This window comes from Pedobacter sp. G11 (genome assembly GCF_003860265.1).
GTDB classification, from domain to species: Bacteria; Bacteroidota; Bacteroidia; order Sphingobacteriales; family Sphingobacteriaceae; genus Pedobacter; species Pedobacter agri.
In genome coordinates, this window is the sequence record NZ_CP034190.1 from 5010512 (window position 1) to 5023509 (window position 12998).

The following is a 12998-nucleotide window of genomic DNA, read 5'->3' on the forward strand; positions in this document are numbered from 1 at the left end:
CAGTAGGATTCAAACAATCGTATAAACAACTTTGTTATTATCATCAAGAATGGCCTTTTGTCATTCTGTACTAAATTCAATCATTCATATCATGAGCGGACCAAAAAAAACGAATGACAATCCGGGCAGCAATTACGAGGAAGAAATTCCAAAAGGAAGAGAGCCTGAAGATCATAAAACAGTTAGGAAGCCAAATGACAGTACACCTAACAAGCCACCAAAAACAGAAAATCCGGCAAAACAACGGGAAAATGAAGAACAGCCTGTTGATCCGATAAAAAAGGCACCTAAAGAATAATGTTTGAAACAGACCTGATTACGTTGATGAAAGCGTAATCAGATCTTCAAAGCAAAATAAAAGGTCGAACCCTCGCCTTCTTCACTCTCCACCCATATTCTTCCACCTTCATTTTTGACAATTTCTGAAGAAATATACAACCCTAAACCCAAACCAGGATATGTATGTTGCAAATTGCCGCCCACACGATAAAACTGATCAAAAACCAGATGCTGAAGTTCTGTAGAAATGCCAATGCCGTAATCACGAACACTTAAAACAACTTCTCCGTCGCTTGCATAACTTGCTACATCAATGCTGTTTGCATCAGATGAATATTTAATCGCATTTGAAAGAAAGTTGGTTATTACCTGCCCGATTCTCTCCTTATCTACATAAACATTCGACCTGCTATTTAAACTGGTATTGATCAGATGTTGCGATGTAGTATGCTGCATCTCATCAACCATCTCCTGAACCATGGAGTCAAAATCAAAATGTACAGGATTAAATGTCATTTTGCCGGCCTGTATCTTTGTTACATCCAAAAGGTCGCCAATTAACCCCGTTAAACGGTTTAACTGCACATCCATTTTCTGTACCATGTTGGCTTTCTTCTCATCACCTTCATTCCGAATCATCCGTTCTAAAACCTGTGCATAAGCTTTTATACTGGTTACAGGGGTTTTCAATTCGTGGCTGGCAATGCCTAAAAACTCATCTTTTTGTTTTTGTAGCTGAACCTGTTTTGTAACATCAATAGCTGCATGTAAAATGGCATAAACTTTACCTTCGGCATTTTTTAAAGGCTTGTAAGTAAAGTTGAACCAAAATTTTTGCAAGCTACCGTTTACCGATAGTTCTGCAACCTGCTGATCGGCATGGTAAGCTATTCCAGTACGAAATACGTCTTTCAAAATACCAATGAAAGGTTGGCCTTCCAGTTCCGGAATGGCAACTTCCATGGTTTTACCAATCACACTTGCATCTTTATCCCAAAGTTTAAGCATTTCATTATTGGCAATTTTAATTATGATGTCCTCGGTTTCGTAAAGTGCTGTAGGCATCGGGTTATCGTGCACCAAATTCCGGAAACGTTCTTCGCTTTCCCTAAATGCATCACGCGATTTTACCTGAGTGGTAATATCATTGGCAACCACCATCACACCTGTCACTTTGTTGTTTTTATCGCGAACAGGATCGTATACGAAATTGAAATAGTAATCGTCTAATTTGCCATTGTGTTCTAACCTTGCACGGGTTTCATATCCATAATGAGGTATCCCGGTTTGATAAACCTGCATCAGCAATTCTGGAAAGGGCTGATCGTGAATTTCTGGTAAGCCTTCCAGTAATTTAAGTCCAAGTATACTTTTATCTTTACGCCAGATGTGCAGTAAATCATCATTTGCATCTTCAATCACAAAATCTGGTCCACGCAAAATGCCGATGGCAACCGGCGCATCGTAAATCATCTGCCTAAAAAGTTCTTCGCTTTCTTTGACTTTAATTTTAGCATTTACAAGTTCGGTTACGTCGGTTGCGTTATTTAACACGGCCCATACCTTACCATTTTGGTCTTTTAATGGTTTGTAAACAAGGTCAAAATAAAATGTTTGTCGTACACCATCTTTTATTATTTCCGCTTTGTCCTCTTTCGCTTCGTAAGCAACCCCAGTTTCGAAAACCTCCTGTAAAATTTTAATAAAAGGCTGCCCATCTAGTTCAGGCAATGCTTCAACTAATGTCATCCCAATAACAGAGGCATCTTTTCCCCATGCACTAAGTATGGCTTTATTGGCCACTTCAATTTTAAAATCCTCGCCCACGTACAGGCCGATAGGCATTTCCGATTCTTCAATAAGTATATTAAATAAAGAAACTTTATTTTGTAAATCTATTTGCATAAAACTGAACAAATATAATTTGTTTTACTTACTTCCATTGGCTTTGAGAAATGATAGCAACACTTTCTCATCATGTTCAAGGCCGAGCTTTCCAATCGCCTTCTGGTTATTCATTTTTTTTAAATATTTCTCCAACTCGTTATTTTCATAAGCCGTAATCAAAATTGGGTAAACGTAAGAACTTTTACAAACCGCCCGGGTATTACCGAGTTTCTCTGCCACACAATCCAGTACACTCACTACCGTTTTTTTAGTGTTGAGTTCCCAGTCTTTATCTGCAGCACATTTAGAAAACTGGCGTAAAGCTTCCAAAGTGCCACCCCAGGTCCGAAAATCTTTTGCTGTAAAATCGTTGCCGGTTATTTCTTTGATATAGTTATTTATTTTCCCTGAATCAATTCCCTTATGTTCTTTTCCATTAGTATAAAACTGAAATAAATCCTGACCAGGAATATCACGGCATTTTTTTACCAGTTTAGCCAATGTCCGGTCATTAAGTTCTAAATTCTGCTGTACACCCTTTTTACCGATGAAATTGATGTTGATTTTACTTCCGTTAATTTTAACGTGCTTATCTCGTAAGGTAGTTAATCCAAAGGAACCATAAAGTTGTTTGTAACTTTCGTTACCCACACGGATTAATGTTTTCTGAAGCACATCAACAGAAATGGCCAAAACTTTACGCTCATCAAGTTCCTTTCTTTTTAAGTCCTTGGCAAGTTTTTTTCGAGCTTCAGGTAAGGCCTTTCCAAATTCGAACAGGCGGAAATATTTATCATCCGACCGACGGCTCGTCCATTTCGGATGGTATTTATATTGTTTTCTTCCCGCAGCATCAATGCCTGTAACCTGCAGGTAAGCATTTGGTTTATTTGCAATCCAAACCTGTTGCCAGGCTGGTGGAATCACCAGCGATTTTATACGGTCTAAATGCTTTTCTTCACTTATTTTATGACCATCTTTATCCTCATAATGGAATTTACCAGGCTTTCCTTTGCGATAAATCCCGGGCATTGAATCGGTTACATAAACCAATCCGTTTGCTTTAACAACATCTTTGCCTTGTACCATTTTAACCTATAAGGATGATTTATTTTTAGTTATTTTGTAAAAACTTAATGCGCACATTCTCGTTAATTTAAAACACAACACCTTTGGTATGAAAATAGTTTTTATGGGTACGCCCGATTTTGCAGTTGCTTCTTTAGATGCTTTGGTGCAAGCCAACTTTGATGTTGTTGCAGTAATTACTGCTCCAGATAAACCGGCAGGTCGTGGTCAGAAAATGAATGAAAGTGCTGTAAAAAAGTACGCTATAGAAAAGAACATCCCGGTTCTGCAGCCAGAAAAACTAAAGAATCCTGAATTTTTGGAACAACTAAAAGCTTACCAGGCCGATTTACAAGTGGTTGTAGCATTCAGAATGTTACCTGAAGTGGTTTGGAATATGCCGCCAAAAGGAACAATTAATCTTCATGGCTCGCTGTTGCCACAATATCGCGGGGCAGCGCCAATAAATCATGCCATTATTAATGGAGAAAAAGAAAGCGGTGTTACTACATTTTTCCTGACGCATGAGATTGATACAGGGGCCATTATTCAAAGTGCATCAACCCCTATTTCAGATGAAGAAACTGCCGGAGACCTGCACGACAAGCTGATGCACATCGGTGCCGAGTTGTTGGTAAAAACCGTTACGGCAATTGAAAAAGGAGATTATACCGAACAGCCACAACCACAAAATGATGTTTTAAAACACGCTCCGAAAATTTTTAAAGATGATTGCAAAATCAACTGGAACAATTCATCACAGCAGATATTTAACCTGATTCGCGGATTAAGTCCGTATCCAACAGCATTTACTTTATTAAATGATAAAACGCTTAAAATTTTTAAGGCAGAATTAGAGGATAAGGAACCTGCAATAGTAGCAGGCGGCTTTTTAACTGATGGAAAAACTTATTTAAAGTTTGCAACAAAAGATGGTTTTATTAAACTTTTAGATATTCAATACGAAGGAAAAAAACGCATGGCTATCGAAGATTTTCTCCGTGGAATGAGATTGTAAAATGGTTTTTAAGTCCATTCAGGCGAATTACATTTGCACAAACAAAAACTAAAGTGCGTTCAGCTTATCAATTAGAAACTTCGAAACCTCATTGAAATATCTTTTTCTACCATAACCCATTACCCATTGGATGCCTTGTGTGGCATTGGTAATAAAAACTTCTTCAGCTTCCTTCAAAATTTCCGGGTTAATTTGTGCTTCAACCAATGCCAGATCGTTCATTTTACAAAGTTGCATCACTGCGCTTCGCATCACTCCACCCACACAGCCTTCAGTTAAGGCCGGCGTATAAATCTGATCATTGTACACTACAAAAACATTTGCACTGATACTCTCACACAAAAAACCGTTTTGATTTAAAATCATCGCCTCATCTAAACGATTTTGACTCTTAAAAATCCCGGCCATTACATAAGGTAACGCATTTGATGTTTTATAATTCGACAATTTGTTAATCGGCTTCGCTATTTCATCATAAACATCAATAATTAAACCTTTACTATTTAGCTCATATTGATTGCTTGTTAATGGCATTCCTTCCAAAACATAACCTGCCTTGTTAATTTCGGGCGTGTAAACTCCTGCACCCTCACGGTAAACCGATAACCGGAAACGAACATTGCCGTTCCATCTGTTTTTTTTCACCAAATCAGCAGTTTTCTGGCGCAAAAAATAATCATCCATCAAAGCATGACCATCCATTTTAAGGGCTTTCATTCCACCAATTAAACGATCGGCATGAAAATCAGCAAACTGAAGTTTATGATCGATCATGCGCATACTTTCGAAAAGCCCATCACCAAACTTGAAACTTCTGTTCGAAGCCGTTAATATCGGAGCATCAACCGCATGAAATTCATCATTAAATAAAAGATACTTTTGAGACATATATTAAGATGCGGCGATGTAATTTTCCCATTTATTTAATGCAGCTTTAAAATCAGCCGGAAGTGGCGATTCAAAATGCATATATTCTTTTGTTGTTGGATGAATAAAGCCCAAACTTTGTGCATGTAATGCCTGCCTTGGCAGTAATTCGAAACAATTATCTACAAACTGTTTATATTTATTAAACGTAGTTCCTTTTAGAATCTTATCGCCGCCGTACATGGCATCGCTAAATAAGGGATGCCCGATATGTTGCATGTGCGCTCTGATTTGGTGTGTACGACCCGTTTCCAGTTCGCAACTAATTAAGGTTACATAGCCTAAACGTTTTAAAACTTTGTAATGCGTTACAGACCATTTGCCTTTTTCTTCATCGTCATAAATGTCCATCACCCGGCGATCTTTTACGCTTCGCCCAATATAACCCGTTACTGTCCCATCATTTTCTATATCGCCCCAAACCAGCGCAATATATTTCCTGGTAATGCTGTGATCAAAAAACTGACGGGCTAAATGGGTGATTGACTTTTCATTTTTACTGATCAATAAAAGTCCGGAAGTATCTTTATCAATTCGGTGAACCAACCCAGGTCGGCCATCATTTCCAGGCAATTGCGGCAACTGTTCAAAATGGAAAGCCAAAGCATTTACCAGCGTGCCGGTGTAATTATTAAAACCCGGATGAACTACCATGCCCGCAACCTTATTTACCACCAACAAATCACTGTCTTCATAAATAATATCTAGTGGAATATCTTCAGGATAAACTTCTGTATCGCGTGGCGGATGAGGAAGAACAATTGAAATTTCATCAAATGGCTTGACTTTGTAACTGGCCTTTATTTGCTTTTGATTAACCAAAACATTGCCGGCATCAATTGCATTCTGGATTCGGTTACGCGAAGCATTCTCTACACGAACCATCAAAAATTTATCAATACGCAATAAGGATTGACCCTTATCTACCACAATTTTTAAATGTTCGTATAACTCCTGCTCTTCTGATTCTGGTAACTCGACCACATTTTCCATTCTGCAAAAATAAACTTTTAACGCCAAGATTTTTCTAATGACTTAAGTTTTAGCAAAAAGTGCTTATTAACGAGCTATCTGTTCCGTTTTATCTCTGCTCGCACTCAATGTATTGCGACTTTAAAAGGACAAAAAATGAATGAAGGAAATTAAATTATTGTTAAGAAACTAATTTCCTTACAACTTAAAACAATATTGGCTTATTTTTTGTTAACACCTAGATCTAATCGATAACAATTATGAAAAATTTTACTCAAAACGTTAAGATTGTACTTAATTTTTTTCCTTATCTAATGAGGAAAATATATTTCAAGTAGAAAAAATCTAAAGAAAACGCCCAAAAGACACTTGCATTGTGCAGGTGTTTTTTATTTTTACACGTGTTTCAAGAAATATACAGTCCTGTACAGAAAATAGAAATAGATCTGTTTGATAATCTTTTTGTTAAGCGTGATGACCTGATCGACCCTTATGTTTCTGGAAATAAGTGGAGGAAGTTAAAGTACATTTTAGCAAAGGCTTCGAACGAAAATAAAAAACATCTAATCACTTTTGGTGGAGCGTATTCAAATCATCTGGTAGCAACTGCCGCTGCTGCTGCTCGGTTCGGTTTTAAATCAACAGCGTTTGTTAGAGGAGAAGCAGTGCAAAATGAGATGCTGCTGCTTTGTTCCCTCTTTGGAATGAAGTTGATTTTTGTAGATAGGCAAAGCTATAAAAACAAAACTTTACTCTTCAAAAGTCATTTTGAAGATGACTCGAATGCGTACTTTATTGATGAAGGTGGAGCATCTGAAGAAGCGGTAAAAGGTTGTACGGAAATTATCACAGAACTAAACGAAACTTATGATCATATTTTCGTTGCAGCTGGAACAGGAACTACGGCTGCCGGTTTATTGAAGGCTATTCAGTACAAAAATCTACATACCAAACTTCATGTCATTCCTGTCTTAAAAGGAGGAGAGTTTATTAAAGACGAAATTTCTAAATATACTTCCATCTCTGATCACCTCACTTTACATACCGGCTTTCATTTTGGCGGATATGCTAAAACCACTCCAGAATTGATTCACTTTATCAAAAATTTCACTGAAAAAACAGGAATGCTTATAGATCCTGTTTACACCGCGAAAATGTTCTATGCCATTGCCGATCTTCAGCGAAAAAACATCATTAATGCCAATGATAAAATATTAGCCATACATACAGGTGGATTACTGGGAATTTTGGGAATGAAAAATAAATTTTAAGCTTAACGTCCAGTAGGAATACCTCAGTTAAATTAAATTTTGAATCGATTTAATTAAAAAAGTTTTCCACATTCATGAAGTCTAAAATCAATTTTCGTCTATAATCATACTTTAAACAGTTTAAACCTATTTTTTTAGCTTTCGGTACAAAAAGTGCTTAAATTTTGCTTTTAGGCACATTTTACTAAATTTGAATTATACCAAATCCAAGTTTATGTACCAATTAACAGTACCTGCCGATCGCGTTAACGAAACTTTGAGCAAGCACATTTTAGCTGATGGTTTCGATCTTACCTATGACATGGAGAAAAGTCATGGGGCTTATATTTACGATTCGAAATACAACAGAACACTGCTCGATTTTTTTACCTGCTTCGCTTCCGTTCCGCTAGGATATAATCACCCTAAAATGGTGAATGATGAAAACTTCAAGAAAAATTTATTGCTTGCCGCAATGGCCAATCCCTCAAATTCTGATGTTTACACCCAGCAATATGCACAGTTTATAGAAACATTTTCGAAAGTTGGCATTCCTGATTATTTACCACATGCTTTTTTTATTGCCGGAGGCGCACTTGCGGTTGAAAATGCAATTAAAGTAGCCATGGATTGGAAAGTGCAAAAGAACTTCGCCAAGGGATATACCGAAGAAAAAGGATTTAAAGTATTGCATTTTGAAAGAGCCTTCCACGGAAGATCAGGTTATACTTTAAGCTTAACCAACACCTTGCCTGATAAAACGAAATGGTTCGCTAAATTCGATTGGCCAAGAGTTTCGGTTCCTGAGGTAAAATTTCCACTTTCCGGGGATCATTTGCAACACGCCATTCAAACAGAAGAAGCATCAATTGCTCAGATTAAAAAAGCCTTTGCGGAAAACAAAGACGATATCTGTGCCATTATCGTGGAGCCTATTCAGTCTGAAGGTGGCGATAATCACTTAAGGGAAGAGTTTCTAATCCAGTTAAAATCGATTGCTGATGAAAACGAGGCATTTTTGATTTATGATGAAGTACAAACCGGCGTAGGTTTAACAGGCAAGTTCTGGTGTCATCAGCATTTTAGCGAAAAAGCAAGACCAGATATTGTAGCCTTTGGCAAAAAAATGCAGGTATGCGGTATTTTGGTTGGGAATAAGGTTAATGAAGTAGCAACCAATGTTTTCAAAGTACCAAGCCGCATCAACTCCACCTGGGGCGGAAATCTGGTAGACATGGTTCGTTCTACGCAAATTCTGCAAATTGTTGAAGAAGATAAATTATGTGAAAATGCAGAAAAAATTGGCTCGTATCTCCAAACGCAACTGCTACAGTTCGCAAATAAGTTCGACAAAATGACCAATGTTAGAGGACGTGGCTTATTGTGCTCATTCGATTTCCCAAACAAAGAAATGCGTAATGCTTTCATCAGTAAAGGCATGGAAAATAATGTGATGTTTTTAGGTTGTGGGGAGAAAACCATCCGCTTCCGCCCGGCACTTTGTATTGAGCAAAAACATATTGACGAAGGTTTGACGGTGATGGAAAAAATATTGCCTTTATTGTAGGCATGAGCAGAAAATCACTAATTTATTTCATATCAGTTTTCGTTTTGATTCTGATATTTTTTATCGCAAAAGACACCTTTAACCAGCCTGGTGTAGAAGATATGAAAGCTGGTTTTACAGAAGTTGCGAAATATAGAAATGCTAATAATACCGGACCAGTACAACGTATTTATGTTGTAACTGTTAAAGATTCTGTTTGGAAAGAGATGGAAGATTACGGCAACTTAATGCCTCATACTAAATATGGGAATACTAAAGTTTACTTCTTCATGCAAAATACAAATGTGCCCAACACACTGCAACCTGGAGAGGTAAACTTTGATCCCCAATTTAATCAGTCATGCATCGCTTTATACGAAAAAAGTGCAATGAGCCAGGTGGCTTTCAATAAGCATCCATTTTAGAATTTAAGATCATTTTTCTCCTGCAAATGACCACCTGAGCCCTTATGGTATCGCCAGTCCCGCTTTCCCTCCTGCCAAATTAAATCAATTGGCATCCGAGCCAATCGGGTTTAGATAGCGATTACAGCGCATTACCACCAATGTCACAACCCAGTTGCATTGCTATACAAATGCCGAGAAGCCGGTAATTGCCCTACCTACAATTAAGGTATTAATCTCCTTCGTACCTTCGTAAGAATAAATTGCTTCTGCATCAGCCACGAAACGGGCAACATTGTATTCCAGCAAAATACCGTTTCCACCCATTACCTCTCTGGCTTTGCTTACCACATCTCTGGTACGCAATGAACAGAAAACTTTCGCCAAAGATGCATGTTCATCTTTCAGTAACCCCTGATCTTGCAGTTGCGACAACCGAAAGCACAAAGTTTGCATAGCTGTTAGGTTTGATAACATCTCTACCAGATGATTTTGTATCAGCTGAAAAGATGCAATTGGTTTTCCAAACTGTTTACGGGTCCTGGTATAATCCAGCGCATTTTCATAGGCCCCTCGGGCGCAACCCACCGCTTGCCAGGCAACCCCTGCCCTGGTCATCTGTAAAACCTTGGCGGTATCTTTAAACGAGTTTGCATTCTGCAGGCGATCTGCCTCTTCAACCTCACAATCTGTTAACGTAATAATTCCATTCTGAACAATACGCAGAGCCATTTTATCCTGCATTTTTTCTACCGCAAACCCGGGATTATCTTTTTTAACAATAAAACCTTTTACTTCGCCATCACCTTCATCACGAGCCCAAATAACTAAGATATCAGCAAATGTGGCATTACCAATCCATTTTTTCTGACCATTTAAAATCCATTTCCCATTAACATTTTTGCATGTGGTAGTTAAACCGCCAGCTGCTGCCGAACCTACTTCGGGTTCAGTTAAGCCAAATGCACCAATAACTTGAAACTTTTGCATTAAAGGAAGCCATTGCTGCTTCTGAGCTTCAGACCCACAAAGATAAATGGAGCCCATGGCTAAACCACTTTGAACACCAAAAAATGTAGAAATCGAAGTATCAATTCTGGCCATTTCCATTGCCAGAATTCCCTCCATTAAATTAGATTTTCCCGGGCAACCGTAACCTTTATAAGTTAAGCCACAAATGTTAAGCTCGGCAAGTTTGGGGATAATTTCAAATGGGAATTCAGCTCTGTTCCAATAATGATTTACAATCGGCTTTACCTCTTTCTCTAGAAACGCCCTTACTTTTAACTGTAATTCACGGTCCTCATCGTTAAGTGCTTCGTCGCCCAACTGATAAAAATCTCCATCAATTGGAGGCAGTTCTCTTTTTTTTCCAGAACCGCCCATCATTTTCATCATGCCTGATATTTGCTTATCATCAAGATTTGAAATGGTTTCGACCATTTTTGGTAAATCAACTTTTCTTGATAATGCATCAAGCTTAGCAAAATCTACATGCTTGAAGAGGTTATACGCGTTTTTGAGTGAAGAAAATATATTCGCCATTATTATTCGTTTTGAGAATAACAAATGAGCGGCGCTTTTGTTGGATTTGCGCTTTCTCTTCAGTCAGGATAAGGAAGAATCTATTAGCTCCTGGAAAAACTTTTATTCAACCACGGTGCACACAAAGAAAAAAGCATGAAACAAAGCTTAGTCTTAAATATTGATCTGCCTCGGTTTTCTCTATCAAAGCTTGTTGCACTATGCGATAAAATTGCGCTATGCTTTTTTTTTTGGTTCAGTATAGAATTACTTTAAATCAAACAGATTATCTACACCAAGCAACTTTCTGGAAGTGAAACCTTCACCAAAAGTGGCACCAATACTTTTACCAAATTCACGGGAACGGCCGGTAATGGTTTCAAAAAACTCAGGAGAGGAGATATAAGTCTGTAACCCATCAACATCCGGATTGTAAAATTGAGTTTTAAATGCCTTGATCGATTCAATTTTTTTATCCATATGATCGGAAATATCAACGATAATATCTGGCTTGATATACCTATCCTGAATATACTGCAACAGTAATCTTGGCCGATGTGCAGCTTGGTTTTCGCCATCAAGTTCTGTTTCAATTTTAGGCAAACCTGATAGAAAAACGGAGTCGTAAACCAAGTCGCCTGCCCTACCATGATCTGGGTGACGATCTTCAAGGGCGTTACTTAAAATAATTTCTGGTTGATATTTTCTGATCGCTTTGATTACTTCCAGGCGATGATATTCATCGTTTTGGAAAAAACCGTCCCGCATTCTTAAATTTTCACGGGCGTGTAAACCCAGAATTTTAGCAGAATCTGCAGCTTCTTCATCTCTGGTTTCAGCCGTACCACGGGTGCCCAACTCCCCTCTGGTTAATTCTACAATGCCAACTTTTTTACCTAGTGCAATATGTTTTAAAATAGTTCCGGAGCAACAAAGTTCTGCATCATCGGGGTGAACGGCTATAACTAAAATATCTAACTTCATATTATTTATTGGCATTTTCATTCAACAGCTGCTGAATTTTTTTCTTAACTTTTGAGCTTAAAGGTTTGGTGAAAGGAAAATAAAAATCAACCAGTTCTCCTTTTCTGTTTATAATATATTTATGGAAATTCCATCTCGGTTTTGAGCTCAGCTTCGAATTTTGTTTTTTATCGCTTAAAAATTGATAAAGTGGATGGATAAATTCTCCGCGAACCATAATTTTATCAAACACCGGAAACTTTACGCCGTGATTAATTTCGCAAAAGGTGGCGATATCCAATCCGTTTAGCGGTTCCTGCTTACCAAAATCATTTGTCGGAAAACCTAAAATTTCGAAATCAGGATGATTAATCTCCTCTCTTAATTGTTGAAGTTCTTTCAATTGTGGCGTAAATCCACATTCAGATGCGGTGTTAACCACAAGTAAAACTTTATTTCGAAAGGCCGACAATGGCTGATCATCACCATTGATCTTTTTAACCTTGAAGGAGTAAATATTCGGAATGCGCTCCTGCATTATTTTTATTGGTAAAATCCAGAAGTACGAATGATGGATTCAATATCCCGATCCTCATTTGGATTATAGGTGCTTTTTAAATTATGCCCAACTACCCGGGCGACAATTTGATAGGAGAAGGCAGCAAAACCGCCTTTTGTTTGTTTTACAATATCGTATGTTGTTCTTCCAACTTCTCTATCAATAAGTTTGGTTAAAATTTGTCCCTGAGTAATGGTTAATTCCTTAATCTCACGGTTAAACATGTCTTTAATTTCCTTATCACACTGTTTAACCAACTTTTTCTGCTCCCTTTTTTCAGGGGTGCGGGCTATATCTTGCTCCAGTTGCTCATACCTGCGCTTGGCAAATATAGCATAAGGCATTACTTTCAACACATTGTAACGCAATCGGTTATAAGCAGCCTTTTCTGCCGGAGATTTCCAAATTCTGTTTGCAAAAATGCTAACATCCTGCAACTGCATCCAGGGAATCATCACCCCGTTATCATTTGTAGAAGCCACCTGAATGGTATCCTGTTTACCCAGTTTAGGAAAAACTGGCTGCACTGGGTCTTGCGCTTTTAGTTTTCCACCAAAAATCATGACAATAAACAGAATGAATAGCCCTTTAAATTTCATAA

13 protein-coding genes are annotated in these 12998 nt (G+C 37.9%); 5 read left to right on the forward strand and 8 right to left on the reverse strand.

Features of this window, described 5'->3' with window-relative positions; genetic code table 11:
• Positions 1-91 precede the first annotated feature (91 nt).
• Entirely contained in the window at positions 92-298 is a 207-nt protein-coding gene (locus tag EA772_RS21680) for a hypothetical protein (protein WP_238533754.1), read from the forward strand.
• A 38-nt stretch (positions 299-336) separates the two neighbouring features.
• Here the strand turns inward: EA772_RS21680 and EA772_RS21685 are convergent, their stop codons facing one another.
• Entirely contained in the window at positions 337-2184 is a 1848-nt protein-coding gene (locus EA772_RS21685; RefSeq protein WP_124914913.1) for an ATP-binding protein, read from the reverse strand.
• A gap of 24 nt (positions 2185-2208) precedes the next feature.
• Positions 2209-3255 carry a DNA topoisomerase IB gene (locus EA772_RS21690; RefSeq protein ID WP_116167431.1) on the reverse strand — a complete coding sequence of 349 codons (1047 nt, stop codon included), beginning with the start codon at positions 3253-3255 and terminating at the stop codon, positions 2209-2211.
• An 88-nt stretch (positions 3256-3343) separates the two neighbouring features.
• Between EA772_RS21690 and fmt the strand changes: the two genes are divergently transcribed.
• Positions 3344-4252, forward strand: a complete 909-nt coding sequence (gene fmt, locus EA772_RS21695; protein ID WP_116167430.1) for a methionyl-tRNA formyltransferase — start codon at positions 3344-3346, stop codon at positions 4250-4252.
• Positions 4253-4300: 48 nt separating this feature from the next.
• On the opposite strand, the gene EA772_RS21700 is transcribed toward fmt, so the two are convergent.
• Complete coding sequence (locus EA772_RS21700) at positions 4301-5140, reverse strand: aminotransferase class IV (protein ID WP_116167429.1); 840 nt, start codon at positions 5138-5140, stop codon at positions 4301-4303.
• 3 nt (positions 5141-5143) lie between these two features.
• Positions 5144-6172, reverse strand: coding sequence for an RluA family pseudouridine synthase (locus tag EA772_RS21705; RefSeq protein ID WP_116167428.1), 1029 nt, complete (start codon positions 6170-6172; stop codon positions 5144-5146).
• Positions 6173-6552: 380 nt separating this feature from the next.
• On the opposite strand from EA772_RS21705, the gene EA772_RS21710 reads away from it, so the two are divergent.
• From EA772_RS21710 to EA772_RS21720, 3 genes are all read left to right on the forward strand, one after another.
• Positions 6553-7422, forward strand: coding sequence for a 1-aminocyclopropane-1-carboxylate deaminase/D-cysteine desulfhydrase (locus tag EA772_RS21710; RefSeq protein ID WP_124914914.1), 870 nt, complete (start codon positions 6553-6555; stop codon positions 7420-7422).
• Between the two features lie 214 nt (positions 7423-7636).
• Positions 7637-8968 (forward strand): L-lysine 6-transaminase, encoded by a 1332-nt coding sequence (gene lat, locus EA772_RS21715; protein WP_124914915.1) that lies wholly within the window; start codon positions 7637-7639, stop codon positions 8966-8968.
• 2 nt (positions 8969-8970) lie between these two features.
• Complete coding sequence (locus tag EA772_RS21720) at positions 8971-9372, forward strand: hypothetical protein (RefSeq protein ID WP_124914916.1); 402 nt, start codon at positions 8971-8973, stop codon at positions 9370-9372.
• Between the two features lie 162 nt (positions 9373-9534).
• On the opposite strand, the gene EA772_RS21725 is transcribed toward EA772_RS21720, so the two are convergent.
• The 4 genes from EA772_RS21725 to EA772_RS21740 form a co-directional block, all read right to left on the reverse strand.
• Positions 9535-10896 carry an acyl-CoA dehydrogenase family protein gene (locus tag EA772_RS21725; RefSeq protein WP_124914917.1) on the reverse strand — a complete coding sequence of 454 codons (1362 nt, stop codon included), beginning with the start codon at positions 10894-10896 and terminating at the stop codon, positions 9535-9537.
• A 246-nt stretch (positions 10897-11142) separates the two neighbouring features.
• The gene (gene bshB1, locus EA772_RS21730; protein ID WP_124914918.1) at positions 11143-11859 is read right to left on the reverse strand and encodes a bacillithiol biosynthesis deacetylase BshB1; all 717 of its coding nucleotides are present in this window, start codon (positions 11857-11859) and stop codon (positions 11143-11145) included.
• 1 nt (position 11860) lies between these two features.
• On the reverse strand, positions 11861-12376 hold the full coding sequence (locus EA772_RS21735; protein WP_124914919.1) for a glutathione peroxidase: 516 nt from the start codon (positions 12374-12376) through the stop codon (positions 11861-11863).
• A 5-nt stretch (positions 12377-12381) separates the two neighbouring features.
• Positions 12382-12996 (reverse strand): DUF4294 domain-containing protein, encoded by a 615-nt coding sequence (locus tag EA772_RS21740; protein ID WP_124914920.1) that lies wholly within the window; start codon positions 12994-12996, stop codon positions 12382-12384.
• Between the last annotated feature and the right edge of the window lie 2 nt (positions 12997-12998).